The sequence below is a fragment of the Blautia sp. 2227st1_G12_2227SCRN_220401 genome, from assembly GCF_039062885.1.
Lineage (GTDB): Bacteria > Bacillota > Clostridia > Lachnospirales > Lachnospiraceae > Blautia_A > Blautia_A fusiformis.
The window spans coordinates 16,587-32,707 of sequence record NZ_JBCLNI010000034.1; the positions used below are offsets into that span (position 1 = coordinate 16,587).

Sequence of the window (16,121 nt, forward strand, 5' to 3'; positions counted from 1 at the left end):
CCTCAACAATTTTTCTGATGTGTTGAGTAGCCATACAAATCTCACAGATTGATTATTGTAATTTATATAGTAACAACTATAATGAGATTTAAAGAAAAAGTCAACAGATTGTTCAGAATTTTAGGAGGAAAAACATGGGACATGTAATTGCCGTATCAGGAAAAGGCGGTGTAGGGAAAACAACCCTTTGTGGATTGTTGATTCAATATTTATGTGAAAATGGAAAACATCCGGTTTTAGCTGTAGATGCAGATGCAAATGCGAATTTGAATGAAGTGCTCGGTGTTGAACCGGAGATTACACTCGGAGAACTGAGAGAAGAGATTGAACGTGCAGGAGTTGATCCACGGTATCAGATTCCGACAGGAATAACAAAACAGGCTTATCTGGAAATGCGTCTCTCCGATGCAATTGCAGAAGAAGATGATTATGATTTGATGGTAATGGGGCGAACCCAGGGACAGGGCTGCTATTGTTTTGTAAATGGTCTTGTGCAGACCCAGGTTCAGAAACTGCAAAGCCATTATCCATATATTGTGGTTGATAACGAAGCAGGTATGGAACATATCAGCAGAGGAATCCTGCCAATGATGGAAGTTGCGATTCTTGTAAGTGACTGTTCCAGAAGAGGTGTTCAGGCGGCCGGACGTATTGCAAAGCTGATGAAGGAGTTAAACTTTAAACCACAGAAAACCGGATTGATCGTGAATCGTGTTCCAGATGGAAAACTGGATGCCGGAACTCTGGAAGAAATCCGAAATCAGGGACTGGAACTGTTAGGGGTTGTACCACATGATGACCAGGTATATCAGTATGACTGTGATGGAAAGCCGATCATACGGCTTCCGAAAGATTCTCCTGTAAGAAGTGCACTGGGAGAAATTGTAAAGAAGTTAGGATTGTGAGCTGGAGGATTGAAAGTTTGAAGATTGAGTAAACAGAAATATTATCTGATTTGGTATAACCAATTGCAAAGAAAGGAAAATCCTCATGAGAAATCATTGGACAGAAATAGAAAAATATTTAGAAGACCAGAAGATAGCGCAGGAACTGATTGGAGAACTGAGAGATTTTCACATGCGTTATGAGGTAAAGGATCAGATAAAGGAACGGGTAGAAAAACCGGATATCCTATTTTATGGGAAAAAGATTCTGGAAATGTCAATAGCAGCGCTTCTTCAGGGAGATAACCTGTTACTTTCCGGTGCGAAAGCTACAGGAAAAAATGTACTATGCGAGACACTGGCATGGATATTCGGAAGACCGGAATACGACATCTCTTTTCATGTAAATACAGACAGTGCCGATCTGATCGGAACGGATACCTTTATAAATAATGAGGTTCGCCTTCGGAAAGGCCCCATCTACCAATGCGCGGAATTTGGAGGATTTGGAATCCTGGACGAAATCAATATGGCAAAAAATGATGCGGTTTCTGTATTGCATGCCACACTGGATCATCGGCGCAGAATCGATATTCCAGGATATAACAGAATTTTACTTCATCCGGCAACACGATTTATCGGCACGATGAATTATGGTTACGCAGGTACCAGAGAGCTAAATGAAGCATTGGTTTCAAGGTTTATGGTAATTGATATGCCTGAAATGGATGAGGATAGTGTCCTTTTTGTATTAAGACAACATTTTCCAGATGGGAAAAAAAGTGCACTGAAAGCCTTTGCAGGACTGTTTCTGGTCAGCTTTCCAGAGGAAAGACTCTGGATGGGATCAACTACTGTATCAATCAGGAAGTTTCTCTGAAAGCCTTTCTGGAAGACGGTGATATTCCTATGGATAACAATGCGACAGAAAGTGCTCTGCGTAGCTTTTGTCTCCATAAGCATACATGGAAGCTGATCGACAGTCTGGATGGCGCAAATGTCAGTGCCATTATCTACAGCATCACAGAAATGGCAAAAGCTAACAATCTGAATCCTTTCCGGTATCTTGAACATGTCCTGACTGTATTGAAGGACCACCAGGATGACAGGGAATACAGTTTTATAGATGATATCCTGCCATGGTCTGAAAAACTTTCAGCAATATGCCGGAGCAAAACAAAAGCAACTAATATTTAAAACTTTGCTGCCGGAAACGGCGGCTTAAAGTTAGAGTAGTACGGATAGTTTACCGTATATGGAGGAGATATGTCAATTATCGGAACTCGTCCACCCCTTATTTCAGAAACAAACCTGTATGTATGTTGGGGTCTGACCCCATTAAGGAAGAGAAGTACCCAGATATTCCGCAATCTGAGCCTGCGTCTTATCTGCATCCTCCCGCAAATCGCGAATACGTTGTTTGTAATCCAAGTAAATTCTCCTGAAAATGCCGGATTAGAACGACACTTCATTTTATCTTTTGTATAGTATAAGTAAAGATGTAAAGTGATATACATCTTGGGTAATTCTAGCATAAGAAAAATATTTACTATTGAAAATAGTAAATATATATACTAAAATTAAAGGAAAATTGAACAAAAAATATGCAAAAAAGATAAGGAATGGTGAGAGTATGAAAAAGGCAGGAATGGCATTGGGAGGACTTTTAATTGCTGGAATATCTATGTCAATGTTAACGGGATGTGGCGGAAATCCGGAAAAAGATATTGTTGGAACGTGGTATTTTGATTGTGAATCAGTATCTGATGATTTTGGATATGGTGCATTTGGCGATGCGGAAAGTATATCGTTTATGTCTGATGGCAGCTTTATTACAGAACGCGAAAGAGAACATGAAACCATAGGGGTATATTCTTTTGCTGATGACAGGATTTCTATTACAACACAAAAGATTTCAGGAATTCGAAGTACAAATGTTTATTTGTATACATATAAAATTTCGGGAAAGACTATGACACTTGATAATGACGAAGAAGTATTAGAACTTTCAAAAGAATAGTAGACAGTTATGAGAAAGGGCAAAACTATGAGAAAAAGAAAAATGAAAATATTAGTTATATTAGGCTGTATCCTTGGAATTTTGTTATCTATTAATATTGTGCACGCGGATGGGCTTAGGCTAAGCAGATCAAAAATTCAGTTATTAGTGGGAGAAAAGGCAACAATCAAATCTATTCCAGGAAACTCAAAAGTAAGATGGTCCTCCAGTAATCCTCGAATTGTGAGTGTAAATTCCAAAGGGAAAAATGGTTCGCTGAAGGCGAAAAATAGTGGAAAAGTAACAATAACAGCAAAATATAAAGGAAAAAGAGCAAAATGTACGGTAACGGTTAAAAGACCTGTGGTGAACAGAAACGCCATTAAGGGTTTCTGGGTGATTGACACGCAGACAACTATGGCTAAGAATGGAACATCTATGTTTCGGATATATGGAACTGGTTTCAAATATGGGAGTGAAATGAACTTTACATCCAACGGAAAGTTTAACTACTATGCTGGAATTGGAAATGGAGGAAAAGGAAGTTACCAGATTGGAAGCAAGGACATTACCTATCAAGTGATTTGCTATGAGGACAACTCCTTGGAAAAAGGACATCTATCCGTTAGTAAGAAGAAAGGATTACGTCTGGTAATGAAGTATGGGACATATAAGATTTATTGGAAAAAGAAATAAAATTTGAAGGATATACTTGAAAAAATTAGTGAAGTAGGATGGAGGACAAAACATGAGAAAGCTTTTTAGAAAATGTTTACTATGTGTTTGCTTGTTGTTAGGCTTAACAATCATTATGCCTGTTCATTTACAGGCTGTTCCAAAAGTAAACACACCTAAATTAAAAAGTGTTAAAGGAATTGACTATAATTCAATAAAAATCACATGGAAAAGAAGTAAAAATGCAACAGGATACTTGATCTATCGAGATAACCGGAAACTTGCCACTGTAATAGGTGGAAAGCGAACAACGTTTACTGATAAGAAAATTCAATTTGGAAAAAGATATAAATATTCTGTAAAAGCGTATCAGGTATATAAGAAAAAATATGTGTACAGTCAAAACAGTAAGAGCATAACTGGTAAGGCCTGCTTGAAAACTCCACAGTTATCTAAAATTAAATATTGGAATTCTGGTGCTCCATATGCTACCGGAGTGCAATATGGCACTATCTGGAAAAAGGTTAGTGGAGCAGAAGGATATCAGGTGGAAATAAAAGAATTTGGCTGGAAAGGATCCACTGGTAGTTCTTCTTATCGGTATACCCGGAATACGAAAGCCTCAATTCAATTTTCTGATGTTTACAAATTTGGAATCAGAGCAAGAGCATATAGAATGGTAAATGGCACTCGTGTTTATGGTGCGTATAGTAAATGGGTTTGGAAAACAATGTATTGATATGGGGGGAAAGGTAAGCGTATGGGAGAGAAAAAAGCAAGTAAAAGGAAACGTATATTTTGGATCGGAATGATTATATCCATGGTATTCATAATATCATGGACAACTACAGTGTTTGCGGCTAAAAGCAATTCTTATTCATTAGTGGTGAGCGGAGCTGGGCTTTGGAATGGTGATAAGGATGAAATGGTGAAAATTTTACAGGCGAATAAATTATTTGCAAAAAATTCGGTGTATACATTTACTTATGATACGGATACTGGTGGTACAAGAAAAATGTCTTATCAGAATGCTATTGATACTGCATACAGTGAATGCACGATTAATGATACTGCATTTTTCTTTCATAAACATCGGTGATCGTGGTTCCGGATCTTTCAAACAGTTGAATGAGCTGTTTGCCGGAAATGGTATGATCGGTTATGTAGCAAAGGAACGTGTGGACGGAAAACTGATCCTGCCGGAAGCTGTTCAGATCATGAAGCTGAAAGGTGCGGAGTGATCTGAACGTTCTCCTTTATCATAAGCCATGATTCCTAAACCTTCCTCCTATGCCTAAAAAACTGAACCCTGTTTACTCTAGGCAAACAAGGAAAAAACTGTATAATAAAGGTATGGAGAGGAGGTTTTTTCATGGTGTACAAGTATGAAAAACTGGGAGAAGAACTAATTAAGATATTGAAACAGCGGAAGAAAAATGGAGAAAAGACAACTGTCATAAGGGCATCCGAGGTGAAGCATCTTCTGGATGTAGAGAAAATATGCGGACCGTGTCAGCATGAAAGATATCCCATGATCTGTCAGGCTATGGTGTATGCATCGGGCAGATTTCTGGGAAAACAGATTGCAGGGGTGTATCAAAGTTCTACTTTCACTGTGGAATATCAATTGAGTTTATTTTAAGAAGAGTCAGACTTGTGTGTGAAAATGCACAGGTCTGATTTTCTTTTGGGGGTGATCGCAGTGTTTCTGACACTTGAAGAAATGAAAAATTATCTCCGGGTAGACCATGAGGAGGACGTATACGGTAAATAGTTAGTACCGTGCTTTTCACCTAAAACCATGAGATAATCCCTTTGTAAAACTAAAAGTTTTTTAAAGGAGGATCTTATGGATAAGATCACACGTCAGGTCCGCATTGAACATTGGACCCAGATCATGAATGAATGTTTGAACAGCGGTATGAATAAAACTGAATGGTGCCGGGCTAATGGGATCTCAGACAAACAATTCTTTTACTGGCAAAGGATTCTCAGAAAAGAAGCTTTTGCTGCTTCGACATCAAAGGACCTTTCGGTTATCACAGACCCGGCAGATGAAACCAGCCCACAAAAGATTTCGTTCGCAGAGATCAGCATTCCAATAAAACAGGAGTCTGTCAGAAATGGATTCCATCCGGATATCATCCTCCGAAAAGGACCGGTCTCTGTAGAGATATCCAATTCCGTTTCAGCAGAACTCCTGTCACGTATCGGAGATATCTTTCATGCTGAATGATGCTTCCGGGTTCCGCAGGATCTATCTCGCTACCGGCTACACAGATCTGAGACGTGGTATGGAGGGGCTTGCATCCATTATCAAGTTCAATTTTCAGCTGGATCCGTATCAAAAAGATATTCTGTTCCTGTTCTGCGGAAGACGTACTGACCGCATCAAAGGGCTGGTCTGGGAAGGCGATGGCTTCCTGCTTCTATACAAAAGACTGGAGTTGGGTGCATTCAACTGGCCCCGCACAAAAGAAGAAGCATTGGAAATCACCCCAGAGCAGTACCAATATCTCATGCAGGGACTGGAAATTGTTGCACGCCATCCGATCCAGGAAGTCAGACCGGATAAGATCTTATAAGATCCTGTGCAAAACAGAGAAAATAAAAAAACATCTTCCAATCATCATAAGTCCCGAAAAAGAGTTATCCACTTTTCATAATTCCGCTGCCTTCATTTATTCAGGAGTACTTTCAGGCCCCTTTACAGGGCTTGTGGATAAGTACTCTGAAAAGCCCGAAAAACTAATAGTTTTTTGAGTTTTTCAGAGTATTCATCTATTAGTAAAAATGACGAATACCCTGTCTGCCTGATTCGCTTTTTCTTTATCTTTGCGTTACAATAGGAACATCAGATAAAGGAGAACGGCATCCATGGCAAAAGTATATACAGAAGAAGAACTGAATAATTTCAGCAGGGAAACACTTATGGCAGTCATCCTGTCCATGCAGGATCAGATTCACCAGCTGAATACAAACATGGAGCGCCTGATCGAGCAGATCGCTGACGCAAACACTAAGCGTTACGGCCGTTCTTCCGAAAAACTGGAAACGATCTCCGGACAGCTGGAACTGGAGCTTATATTTAATGAGGCTGAAGCACTTACGGAAACACTGTATGTGGTTGAGCCTGTTGAGGAAGATGTGATACAGCCGCGTCGTAAAAATAAAGGAAAACGGGAGGCAGATCTAAAAGATCTTCCGATTGAAGTGATCGTCCATACCCTGTCAGAAGAAAAACTCCAGGATGTCTTTGGCACAGATGGATGGAAACAGCTTCCAGACGAGATATATAAAAGGGTACGTGTGCAGCCGGCAGTCTATACTGTTGAAGAACATCATGTGGCAGTCTACGCTGGTAAGGACAACCAGACAATCATAAAAGCGGACCGTCCGAAGAATCTGCTCCGTAACAGCCTGCTCACTCCGTCACTTGCGGCAAGCATCATGAATGCCAAGTACGTAAACGGGCTTCCTCTTTACAGGATCAGCCAGGAATTCCTGCGGAATGACATCCATATCTCCAGACAGGTCATGGCAAACTGGATGATCCAGTGTGCGGACAGGTATCTGGGAACCCTTTATGACCGGCTCCATAAGGAGATGTATCAGTTTCATGTACTTCAGGCTGATGAGACTCCGGTCATGGTCACTAAGGATGGACGGCCGGTAAACAGTAAAAGTTACATGTGGATCTATCGGACCGGAAAGAGTTATACGGATACTCCGATCATCCTGTATGAATACCAGCGGACCCGAAAAGCGGACCATCCGGAAGAATTCCTGAAGGATTTTAAAGGGATCGTAGTATGCGACGGTTACTCTGCATACAGGAAGCTGGACAGGGAAAATCCAGACATCGTCTTTGCCGGCTGCTGGTCACATGCAAGGCGCAGGTTTGCGGAGGCATTGAAAGCCCTGCCGAAAGCAGCACAGAAAAATGCGAAAGAGACTGTAGCTTACGAAGCAGTCAGCCGGATCGCAGCAATCTATCATCTGGACAACCAGATGGAGGGACAGCCTGCAAAAGTCAGAAAGATGTACCGTCAGGCCAATATCAGACCTCTTGTAGAGGCCTTCTTTGCATGGGCAAAAGAGATCCAGACTAAAAATCAGCTTTCCAGAGGAAAGACTCTGGATGGGATCAACTACTGTATCAATCAGGAAGTTTCTCTGAAAGCCTTTCTGGAAGACGGTGATATTCCTATGGATAACAATGCGACAGAAAGTGCTCTGCGTAGCTTTTGTCTCCATAAGCATACATGGAAGCTGATCGACAGTCTGGATGGCGCAAATGCCAGTGCCATTATCTACAGCATCACAGAAACGGCAAAAGCTAACAATCTGAATCCTTTCCGGTATCTTGAACATGTCCTGACTGTATTGAAGGACCACCAGGATGACAGGGAATATAGTTTTATAGATGATATCCTGCCATGGTCTGAAAAACCTCCAGCAATATGCCGGAGCAAAACAAAAGCAACTAATATTTAAAACCTTGCCGCCGGAAACGGCGGCTTAAAGTTAGAGCAGTACGGATAGTTTACCGTATACTATGATACCATTGTTTTTCATCAGAATATGCTGGTGGGAAGTTACGATGACCGTTGTTATACAGATATTCTGCTGCCGATCTTTTCTTCCAGACGAAGAGTTCTGGTCCCTGTATCTCAGGAACCCCCGGGGTATCATGAACTCCATGATTCGGTCCGGACTATTATGCAGTGTGCGCACAAAAATCTTGCAACGTCTGATCTGTTACTGAAAAGCGAACTGCTTCGCTTATTTTATCTGCTGGCATCGACACCGGGACTCTGCACCGAACACACGGTTTCGACAGAATCTCGGATGACCGAAACACTTCGGCCTGTTCTCACTTATATACAGAAACATCATTCTGAATCTGTCACCATAGAGCAGCTGGCAAAGATCGCTCATAGGAGCAGCAGTTACTTTATGAGCTGTTTCAAACAGAATTTCGGTCTCGGAGCCATTGAATATCTGAATCAGGTACGTATCCGATCAGCATGCGACCTTCTGCGCAATACGGATCGCAGTATCTCCGACATTGCTTTCGATACCGGATTTCATAACCTTTCAAATTTCAATCGACAGTTTCGCACCAAGGTAGGATGTTCTCATCAGACTTACCGAAAAGAATCCGTTCTTTCCTGATAGATCCAGTAAGTGATCATCAACATGATCCAGGCGCCGATCCAGGCAGATACTTCTGCCAGAGCAACACCACGAAAAGCCAGATATGGAGTCAGCAGCTTTACCATGACCACTCGAAGAGACACTTCCAGGACTCCTGAAAGCATCGGAACAAACGTATGTCCCATGCCCTGACACCCGTTGCGGAACACAAACAGCCATCCCAGAGGAAACAGACAGATGCCTGTAACCGCCAGAAAATCTCTTGTGTAAGAAATAATCGACGCATCATTCAACATGAAAGAAGTCAGAAACTCAGGAATACACAGCAACATCAAAGCCAGTGGAATATTTATCAGGATCGTCAGGATAACTCCTTCCCGGATACCGGTACGTATCCGCTCCTTTTTTCCGGCACCATAATTCTGTCCCACAAAAGTAAGAAGTGCCAGGCCTACTGTATTTGCCGGCTGTTCAAAAAGACTGAGGATCTTGGTGCATGCCGCATAGGCAGCCACATAGCTTGTTCCCATATTGTTGACAAATGTCTGCAATACCATTCCACCCACTGCAGTGACAGAATTCATAACGGCAACAGGTAGACCTTTCAATGTCAGTCTTTTGATGATCACACTCTGTGGTTTCCAGTCCGTTTTTTTCGGGATCAGATTTTTTTCCCTTCCTATGTAGTAACAGCAGTAAAGCGCAGACAGAACCTGTGCCAGAACAGTGGCTAACGCTGCGCCAAAAACACCCATATGCAGCGGAAAAACGAATAACAGATCCATCAGAACATTAGCAATGGCGGAAATTATCATTGCAACCAGAGGCACCCGGCTGTTTCCGACGGAACGCAGAAGTGTCATGGCAAAATTATTAAAAATTGTAATGGTGGTTCCCGCAAGAATTGTTCCGAAATATTGCAGTGTTTCCGCCATCAGATCTTCCGGTGTATGGAGAAATGTAAATAATTGCCGCATGAAGGCCAGACTTACCACTGTGATCACAATCCCAATAGCCAGACAGATCCAGACAGACATTGCCAGCTCCTTACGAAGTTTTTCATAATTGCCACTTCCAAAAGACTGAGAAATACAGATTCCCAATCCTCCTGTCAGCCCAATTGCGAAACCAATGATCAGAAAATGTACGGAACCGGTATTTCCGACGGCTGCAAGTGCCGTATCGCCAATTCCTTTTCCCACCACCATAGAGTCTGCAAAGCTGTATAACTGCTGAAACAGATTTCCTGCCAGGATCGGCAGAAAAAACTGTACCAGTAAACGCATGCAGTTTCCCTGCGTCATATCATTTGTCGTGTTCTTACCCATTATGTTACCTCCTGATGTCTAAACGGTACTCTCCAAATACTGTCTGCTTTTAGCCAGTATTTTACTACTGAAATGATACTTTTTCTATGACATTACTATGCTGAAATATTAGCAGAAAGTTTCTTGTTTAAATTTTTTATGATGTTTTCAGAGTTATCTTTTGAATAATATCTCATTTTTGCTGCCGATAAATAGTCCATAATAATACCTCCTCTTCAAAATTAATTCTATCATAAAATGACATATAAATCTAATAAAGATATGCTTAAAAGACAAGAGTTCATAATGATTAGTGAACATCATAATATTTTTAGAGTAGCATCCAAATATCACAAACCGATTTGATGAGGAGAAAATACCAGAGCAAGATCCACCCGTGTATTACAGTATTGTCATTTTGACAATTTTGTATTACTTACGAGTAGCAGACCTTGATTGGGATTACGTCCCCATACCCACGTGAAAATATAATTGCTGGCAATTATATTTTAGCAGATATGCAGGCATATCTGGATAAGCGTCACAGACAACAAAATAAGGAAATTTTGATAAGGCATTCACCTGGAATAGGTGAGTGTTTTTTTGTTTTTAAGTATTCAATTAACCGAAAAAATAAAAAAATTTTCCTCAGGGGGCTGTAAAAATGCCTCTCAGCGTTTCGTATTAATGAAAGGGTATTTTTGCAGGAAAAATAAAAAATTTTCATCAAGAGCCTGTATTTATGCCCTTCATCTTTTGAATATGTGTAAGGACATTTTTTGAGCCGGCATAAAAATGATTTTTACAACAGTTAGAAACAGAAACGAGGCGAGAAAAGAATGAAATATGAATACATGAAGGAGTCAGAGCAGATGCTTCAGTACTTCCAGTTTCCGAAGTTTTTGCTAAAACTGCGAATTTCTCAAACTGCAAAATTCCTTTATATGATTTTGTATGACCGGGCACGGATATCGAGAATGAATAGTTGGATAGACAAGTATGGAAATGTTTATCTGATTTTTCCGATAGAGGAATTGTCTGCTCAAATCGGCAAATGTAAATCTTCTGTAAAAACAGCATTGAAGGAATTAGATGATGTGGGACTATTGGTTCGCAGATCTGGTGGTTTTTCAAAACCCAATCATTTATATGTAAAAATTCCATCTGATGAGATAGGTTTACAGCCGGTTGACGATAAGGCGGTTGAAAAGATGGTTGCAACAGAGTCGGAAATGTGGCACCTAGTAAAGTAACTGAGAAATATAAAAGAAATAAATATCATGAAGTAAATTATTACTATGGAGAAGGAGAGAGTTTGTGATGAGAGAAGAAGATACCGTATGTGTAGGCAGTGATGGTTTGCAATACTGCAAAGTCTGTGGGGAAGCGAAAGAAGCTTTTTTCCCCGAGGGTGGCTTTATGGGGATGAAGAAACATTCCAGGCAATGTGCCTGTGACAGAAAAGCATATGAAGAAGAACAAAAATATTTTAAAGAGAAAGAACATCGGGAATTAGTCAGTAGAAATACGAGCATCTGTTTTGACGAGAGCAGGATGGAAGAGTGGACATTTGAGAATGCAGATATGTCAGATGCAGTAATGCATAAGGCAAAAAGCTATGTTGATAACTGGGAGGAAATGAAAAGAAATCATATAGGCTGTTTGTTCTGGGGACCGGTTGGCACTGGGAAAAGTTATATTGCCGGGTGTATTGCCAATGAACTTCTTAAGCGGGAAGTAACGGTAAAGATGACCAACTTCAATACCATTATCGATGATATATTTCCGTTGGCAGACAAAACGGAATATATCAATGCATTGGCTTCTTACCAGCTTTTGATTATTGATGATCTTGGAGTGGAACGAAATTCAGAATATGCGTTAGGAATTATTTTTAGTGTCATAGACCGCAGGATCCGTTCGGGACGACCTTTGATCATCACAACCAATCTTCCGCTGAAAGAAATAAAAAGCGAGACCATGTTGGATAAAAGGCGTATCTATGACCGTATTTTGGAAATGTGTACACCAATATATGTTGGAGGCGCAAGCAAACGAGAAGCGATTGCAAGTATGAAAATGGAGAAAGCGAAAACGCTGTTGAATACAAACAGAGGGGAGGAGGAATGCGAATGAATCATACAGAAAAAACAATACCTGTTTGGAAGAAATATTCTTTAAATATTTCCGAAGCAGCAGAATATTACGGAATTGGAGAAAAGAGATTGAGATAAATCGTAGGTGAAAATGAAGGAGCAGATTTTATTTTGGAAGTTGGTTCGCATATCCGGTTCAAAAGAAAATTATTTGAAGATTATCTGGACACAGCCAGTACAGTTTAAGTGACAGAATAGAAGAAATAGTAATGAAAATAATGTTCATTTTATCTTAGCGAAGGGAAGGTCTTGTGGTATAATGAAGAAACCGAGACGGTCTTCCAAGTTAAATGAACATTTGATGAAGGAGACTAAAAGATTATGAGTGAAAAAAGGAGAGATCATAAAGGACGTATATTACACAATGGAGAAATACAGTTATCTGATGGCAGATATCGATTTAAGTATGTCGATGAGATGGGAAAGGAGCGCTGCGTATATAGCTGGCGCTTAGACCATAACGATGCAGCTCCGAAAGGAAAGCGCCGTACTTTGTCGCTTCGAGAGATGGAGAAGAAAATTCAGGCGGACCATTTCGAGCAGATTGCAACAAATGGCGGAAACATGACGGTACTGGAACTGGTTGAAAAATATACATCAACCCAAACCGGCGTCAGACCTACTACAGTTGCAGGATACGGAACAGTTATCAATTTATTGAAGAAAGATCCTTTTGGAAAAAGAAGGATTGATACGGTTCGGATTTCGGATGCAAAATGTTGGCTGATACATCTTCAGCAGGTAGAAAAGAAAAGCTATAGTTCCATCCATTCGATCAGAGGAGTTCTTCGTCCGGCATTTCAGTTGGCAGTGGATGATGACCTGATCAGGAAAAATCCATTTCAGTTTCAGCTAATGGAAGTGGTTGTGAATGACAGTGTGACAAGAGAGGCAATCAGCAGAGCAGAGGAACGTAAGTTTCTACGATTTGTGAAGGAGGATCCTCATTTTTGCAGGTATTATGAGGAAATCTACATATTGTTTAAAACAGGTCTTCGCATTTCGGAATTTTGTGGTTTAACGATTTCTGATATTGATTTCAAGGAGCATACGATCAACATCGATCATCAATTGCAGAAAAAATCAAAAATCGGATATTATATTCAAGAGACTAAAACAACCAGTGGAACGAGAAAGATACCTATGACTGCAGATGTAGAGGAATGTTTTCGGAAAATAATAGAAAAACGAAACCCGCCCAAAGCAGAACCTATGGTAGATGGAAAAAGTGGATTCTTATACTTTGATAAAAATGAAAGTATCTGTTATTCCCTGCACTGGGAGCATTATTTTCAACACATCATTCAGAAGTATAATAATACTTATAAAGTACAGATGCCTGTCATTACACTGCATGTATGCCGACATACCTATTGCTCGAATATGGCAAAATCGGGAATGAATCCAAAAGCATTGCAATATTTGATGGGCCGCTCAGATATCAGCGTAACGCTGAATACATATACGCATGTAAATCTTGAGGATGCCAGGGAAGAAGTTGCCCGGATTCAGGTTGTGTAATTACGATTTTTAATTGAAAATAGCAAGGTGTAAAATGGAAAAACATACACCTTATTTTACACCTTTTGCTGACGATATTATGCGAAAATAAACCAGGTTATGCCAGAAAGCAAAAATTTACAGAGGCTTACAAAGCCCGAAAAACCAAGAAAAACTAAGAAATGCGAGGTTATGCAACAATGATAAAAGTGTTATTCATCTGCCACGGCACTACCTTAGCAAAATTCTGAAAAACCTTGATTTTACAGTATATTTTTGAACCAGTAGGGATGTTTTACTAAGTTTTTACTAAAGAGGAATCCCTAGCACGAATTTAGAAAAGTAACATATAGTATGACCTTATTAATTGGTAGAACAATTGGTAAGGTCCTTTTTTATTTCAAGGAGGTTCAAAATGAAAAGTACAGCGTTAGGAGCAGAAAACATTATTTTTATCAGTGATGCACATGAAAAATTCTACTATGAAAAATTACAAGAAGTACGGTATCAGGATGTGTACCATAAGGCATTGTGTTATTGTCTGGGTATTAATGGAGATACCAGAAAAAATGCTGACAGAATTTATAATTTTAAAACGGGGTCTGTTAAAACGAAATGTTTACATGAAGGATGGCAGACAAGCGGTAGCTTAAAAGTGGTAAGGATGGCATTTAATCTGTACTGTAACAGCACGCCAAGCGTTTGGGATTATGAAGATGCAGAGGAACAGGTAAACGAGTGCAGACAGTATACAGTAGAGGATATCTTCTGCTGTGTATATGCACCATATTTTTGGCAGGCAATACAGATCCGTTATCCGGAATATGTAGTGTACAATCAAAAGTTACATGCCATGCTTGGAGGAATAGATTAATGCTGAAAGTGAGACTGATGGGAACAAAAAATGATATTGCATGGTTTCAGAAAATCCTGCAGCGTCATCCTAAAATTGAAGTTATGGAATTATCGGAACTTTATTCCAATAAAGGGACAAGCAAATATTATAGAGCTTATGCTGAAATTGAAAAAAGTAATGTAAATAAAAAATAGTAGAAAAACAGGAGAATTATATCATGTGCAAAATAATCGCAATCGCAAATCAAAAAGGTGGAGTAGCAAAGACTACAACCACTATTAATCTTGGAGTAGGACTGTCTAAGGTTGGAAAACGTGTAATGCTGATAGATGCTGATCCACAGGGACATTTGACAATGGGACTTGGTTTTCCAAAGAACTTAAGGGTAACATTGAAAACAATGATGGAAAATATCATTATGGGATTAGAATTTGATCCCAGGGAAGCAATTTTACACCATGAGGAAGGAATAGATGTAATTCCATCTAATAAACTTCTTTCGGGAATGGACATGTCATTATTTACGGTAGAGGACAGAGAAAAAGTCTTAAAAGAATATCTGGAACTTTTGGAAAATGATTATGACTATATCCTGATTGATTGTATGCCCTCGTTGGGAATGATGACAATTAATGCGTTAAGTGCAGCTGATAGCGTTTTGATTCCGGTGCAGCCTCAATACTATGCGGCAGATGGCCTCATGGAATTACTGAAAGTTGTGAAAGGCATTCATCAGAGATTTAATCCTGATTTACAGATTGAAGGGATTCTGTTTACAATGGACAGCAGTCATTATAATAATTCAAAGAGAAATAAGCAGGCAGTACGAGATGCTTATGGAGCAGAGATTATAATTTTTGATCAGACAATTCCAAGAACAGAAGCTCTTGCCGAAACTGCATCAGAAGGTGTCAGTATTTTTTCTTACGATGCAAAAGGAAAAGGTGCGTACAGTTATCAAGCACTTGTCCAGGAGGTGCTGAATCATGCGTAAACCTAAGAAAGAAATTCAGCTTACTTCTTATGATGAATTGCTTGGAATCAATGAAGCCGAACAGAATACTCTTAATCAGATTGTTGAAGTGCCATTAAATGAGTTACATCCTTTTAGAAATCATCCATTTCATGTAAATAATGATGAAAAAATGGCTGAAACAGTAGAAAGTATCAAGAATTATGGCATCTTAAATCCTGCATTGGTACGTCCTCGCGCAGAGGGAGGATATGAACTGATTGCTGGTCACAGGAGAAAACGTGGTTGCGAACTGGCTGGAAAAAGTAAAATGCCAGTACTCATACGGAACTATACCGATGATGAAGCCGTAATCGTTATGGTGGATTCTAATATACAGAGAGAAAATTTGCTTCCAAGCGAAAAGGCATATGCTTATAAGATGAAGATGGATGCAGTAAAACATCAGGGCATAAAAGACGAAAACGCAGCTTCTGTTGACAGTGCAGATCTGGTTGGACAGGCTGCCGGTGACAGTGGAAGAACCGTTCAGCGTTACATACGCTTGACCTGTCTTATTCCGGAATTGCTGAAATTGTTGGATGAAGGAAAGATTAATTTTACAGTAGGTG

At 39.9% G+C, this 16,121-nt stretch carries 19 protein-coding genes and 2 pseudogenes; 20 read left to right on the forward strand and 1 reads right to left on the reverse strand.

The annotated features are described in order from the left end of the window. Window positions 1–134 precede the first annotated feature (134 nt). From ABCM67_RS14185 to ABCM67_RS14240, 12 genes are all read left to right on the forward strand, one after another. Window positions 135–905: an AAA family ATPase gene (locus ABCM67_RS14185; RefSeq protein ID WP_015524503.1), complete on the forward strand. Its 771-nt coding sequence runs from the start codon at window positions 135–137 to the stop codon at window positions 903–905. A gap of 85 nt (window positions 906–990) precedes the next feature. Then, window positions 991–1,764 carry a MoxR family ATPase gene (locus tag ABCM67_RS14190; RefSeq protein WP_342992936.1) on the forward strand — a complete coding sequence of 258 codons (774 nt, stop codon included), beginning with the start codon at window positions 991–993 and terminating at the stop codon, window positions 1,762–1,764. Next, entirely contained in the window at window positions 1,743–2,081 is a 339-nt protein-coding gene (locus ABCM67_RS14195; protein WP_330611351.1) for a transposase domain-containing protein, read from the forward strand. The genes ABCM67_RS14190 and ABCM67_RS14195 overlap by 22 nt, the downstream gene beginning before the upstream one ends. 355 nt (window positions 2,082–2,436) lie before the next feature. After that, the gene (locus tag ABCM67_RS14200; RefSeq protein ID WP_147604061.1) at window positions 2,437–2,904 is read left to right on the forward strand and encodes a hypothetical protein; all 468 of its coding nucleotides are present in this window, start codon (window positions 2,437–2,439) and stop codon (window positions 2,902–2,904) included. Window positions 2,905–2,931: 27 nt separating this feature from the next. Next, on the forward strand, window positions 2,932–3,579 hold the full coding sequence (locus ABCM67_RS14205; protein WP_195635186.1) for an Ig-like domain-containing protein: 648 nt from the start codon (window positions 2,932–2,934) through the stop codon (window positions 3,577–3,579). Between the two features lie 52 nt (window positions 3,580–3,631). Next, a complete protein-coding gene (locus ABCM67_RS14210) occupies window positions 3,632–4,297 on the forward strand; it encodes a hypothetical protein (RefSeq protein WP_147604065.1) in 666 nt (221 codons plus the stop codon). A gap of 21 nt (window positions 4,298–4,318) precedes the next feature. Continuing rightward, window positions 4,319–4,657 carry a hypothetical protein gene (locus ABCM67_RS14215; RefSeq protein ID WP_147604067.1) on the forward strand — a complete coding sequence of 113 codons (339 nt, stop codon included), beginning with the start codon at window positions 4,319–4,321 and terminating at the stop codon, window positions 4,655–4,657. Window positions 4,658–4,930: 273 nt separating this feature from the next. Further along, window positions 4,931–5,200, forward strand: a complete 270-nt coding sequence (locus ABCM67_RS14220; RefSeq protein ID WP_147604069.1) for a hypothetical protein — start codon at window positions 4,931–4,933, stop codon at window positions 5,198–5,200. A gap of 207 nt (window positions 5,201–5,407) precedes the next feature. Beyond that, a complete protein-coding gene (locus tag ABCM67_RS14225) occupies window positions 5,408–5,794 on the forward strand; it encodes a hypothetical protein (RefSeq protein ID WP_059085448.1) in 387 nt (128 codons plus the stop codon). Beyond that, window positions 5,784–6,143, forward strand: a complete 360-nt coding sequence (tnpB, locus tag ABCM67_RS14230; protein ID WP_015524382.1) for an IS66 family insertion sequence element accessory protein TnpB — start codon at window positions 5,784–5,786, stop codon at window positions 6,141–6,143. Before ABCM67_RS14225 ends, tnpB begins: the two co-directional genes overlap by 11 nt. A 292-nt stretch (window positions 6,144–6,435) precedes the next feature. Further along, window positions 6,436–8,055 (forward strand): IS66 family transposase, encoded by a 1,620-nt coding sequence (locus ABCM67_RS14235; protein WP_342992937.1) that lies wholly within the window; start codon window positions 6,436–6,438, stop codon window positions 8,053–8,055. A gap of 354 nt (window positions 8,056–8,409) precedes the next feature. Then, a complete protein-coding gene (locus ABCM67_RS14240) occupies window positions 8,410–8,736 on the forward strand; it encodes an AraC family transcriptional regulator (RefSeq protein WP_276513563.1) in 327 nt (108 codons plus the stop codon). On the opposite strand, the gene ABCM67_RS14245 is transcribed toward ABCM67_RS14240, so the two are convergent. Further along, window positions 8,709–10,046 carry an MATE family efflux transporter gene (locus ABCM67_RS14245; RefSeq protein WP_147603412.1) on the reverse strand — a complete coding sequence of 446 codons (1,338 nt, stop codon included), beginning with the start codon at window positions 10,044–10,046 and terminating at the stop codon, window positions 8,709–8,711. The two genes, ABCM67_RS14240 and ABCM67_RS14245, sit on opposite strands and share 28 nt — an antisense overlap. An 818-nt stretch (window positions 10,047–10,864) precedes the next feature. On the opposite strand from ABCM67_RS14245, the pseudogene ABCM67_RS14250 reads away from it, so the two are divergent. The 8 genes and pseudogenes from ABCM67_RS14250 to ABCM67_RS14285 form a co-directional block, all read left to right on the forward strand. After that, a pseudogene (locus ABCM67_RS14250) lies at window positions 10,865–11,346 on the forward strand (replication initiator protein A). Next, window positions 11,346–12,161 (forward strand): ATP-binding protein, encoded by an 816-nt coding sequence (locus ABCM67_RS14255; RefSeq protein ID WP_147603411.1) that lies wholly within the window; start codon window positions 11,346–11,348, stop codon window positions 12,159–12,161. Before ABCM67_RS14250 ends, ABCM67_RS14255 begins: the two are co-directional and overlap by 1 nt. Then, window positions 12,158–12,367, forward strand: a pseudogene (locus ABCM67_RS14260) (excisionase). Before ABCM67_RS14255 ends, ABCM67_RS14260 begins: the two are co-directional and overlap by 4 nt. A gap of 135 nt (window positions 12,368–12,502) precedes the next feature. After that, window positions 12,503–13,702, forward strand: coding sequence for a site-specific integrase (locus ABCM67_RS14265; protein ID WP_147603410.1), 1,200 nt, complete (start codon window positions 12,503–12,505; stop codon window positions 13,700–13,702). A 394-nt stretch (window positions 13,703–14,096) separates the two neighbouring features. Next, entirely contained in the window at window positions 14,097–14,555 is a 459-nt protein-coding gene (locus ABCM67_RS14270) for a DUF6075 family protein (protein WP_005426619.1), read from the forward strand. Next, window positions 14,555–14,731, forward strand: a complete 177-nt coding sequence (locus ABCM67_RS14275; RefSeq protein WP_005426617.1) for a hypothetical protein — start codon at window positions 14,555–14,557, stop codon at window positions 14,729–14,731. The genes ABCM67_RS14270 and ABCM67_RS14275 overlap by 1 nt, the downstream gene beginning before the upstream one ends. A 23-nt stretch (window positions 14,732–14,754) precedes the next feature. Next, window positions 14,755–15,531: an AAA family ATPase gene (locus tag ABCM67_RS14280; protein WP_005426615.1), complete on the forward strand. Its 777-nt coding sequence runs from the start codon at window positions 14,755–14,757 to the stop codon at window positions 15,529–15,531. Beyond that, window positions 15,524–16,121: ParB/RepB/Spo0J family partition protein (locus tag ABCM67_RS14285; RefSeq protein WP_342992938.1), on the forward strand; the 598-nt coding region annotated here is incomplete at its 3' end. The genes ABCM67_RS14280 and ABCM67_RS14285, both read left to right, overlap by 8 nt.

What these genes read in the sequence shown, in the direction of transcription:
- ABCM67_RS14265 (WP_147603410.1), top strand. Translation starts at nt 12,503, where the DNA reads ATGAGTGAAAAAAGGAGAGATCATAAAGGACGTATATTACACAATGGA.
- ABCM67_RS14270 (WP_005426619.1), top strand. Translation starts at nt 14,097, where the DNA reads ATGAAAAGTACAGCGTTAGGAGCAGAAAACATTATTTTTATCAGTGAT.
- ABCM67_RS14235 (WP_342992937.1), top strand. Translation starts at nt 6,436, where the DNA reads ATGGCAAAAGTATATACAGAAGAAGAACTGAATAATTTCAGCAGGGAA.
- ABCM67_RS14185 (WP_015524503.1), top strand. Translation starts at nt 135, where the DNA reads ATGGGACATGTAATTGCCGTATCAGGAAAAGGCGGTGTAGGGAAAACA.
- ABCM67_RS14275 (WP_005426617.1), top strand. Translation starts at nt 14,555, where the DNA reads ATGCTGAAAGTGAGACTGATGGGAACAAAAAATGATATTGCATGGTTT.
- ABCM67_RS14205 (WP_195635186.1), top strand. Translation starts at nt 2,932, where the DNA reads ATGAGAAAAAGAAAAATGAAAATATTAGTTATATTAGGCTGTATCCTT.
- ABCM67_RS14240 (WP_276513563.1), top strand. Translation starts at nt 8,410, where the DNA reads ATGACCGAAACACTTCGGCCTGTTCTCACTTATATACAGAAACATCAT.
- ABCM67_RS14280 (WP_005426615.1), top strand. Translation starts at nt 14,755, where the DNA reads ATGTGCAAAATAATCGCAATCGCAAATCAAAAAGGTGGAGTAGCAAAG.
- tnpB (WP_015524382.1), top strand. Translation starts at nt 5,784, where the DNA reads ATGCTGAATGATGCTTCCGGGTTCCGCAGGATCTATCTCGCTACCGGC.
- ABCM67_RS14215 (WP_147604067.1), top strand. Translation starts at nt 4,319, where the DNA reads ATGGGAGAGAAAAAAGCAAGTAAAAGGAAACGTATATTTTGGATCGGA.
- ABCM67_RS14210 (WP_147604065.1), top strand. Translation starts at nt 3,632, where the DNA reads ATGAGAAAGCTTTTTAGAAAATGTTTACTATGTGTTTGCTTGTTGTTA.
- ABCM67_RS14255 (WP_147603411.1), top strand. Translation starts at nt 11,346, where the DNA reads ATGAGAGAAGAAGATACCGTATGTGTAGGCAGTGATGGTTTGCAATAC.
- ABCM67_RS14190 (WP_342992936.1), top strand. Translation starts at nt 991, where the DNA reads ATGAGAAATCATTGGACAGAAATAGAAAAATATTTAGAAGACCAGAAG.
- ABCM67_RS14245 (WP_147603412.1), bottom strand. Translation starts at nt 10,046, where the DNA reads ATGGGTAAGAACACGACAAATGATATGACGCAGGGAAACTGCATGCGT.
- ABCM67_RS14225 (WP_059085448.1), top strand. Translation starts at nt 5,408, where the DNA reads ATGGATAAGATCACACGTCAGGTCCGCATTGAACATTGGACCCAGATC.
- ABCM67_RS14220 (WP_147604069.1), top strand. Translation starts at nt 4,931, where the DNA reads ATGGTGTACAAGTATGAAAAACTGGGAGAAGAACTAATTAAGATATTG.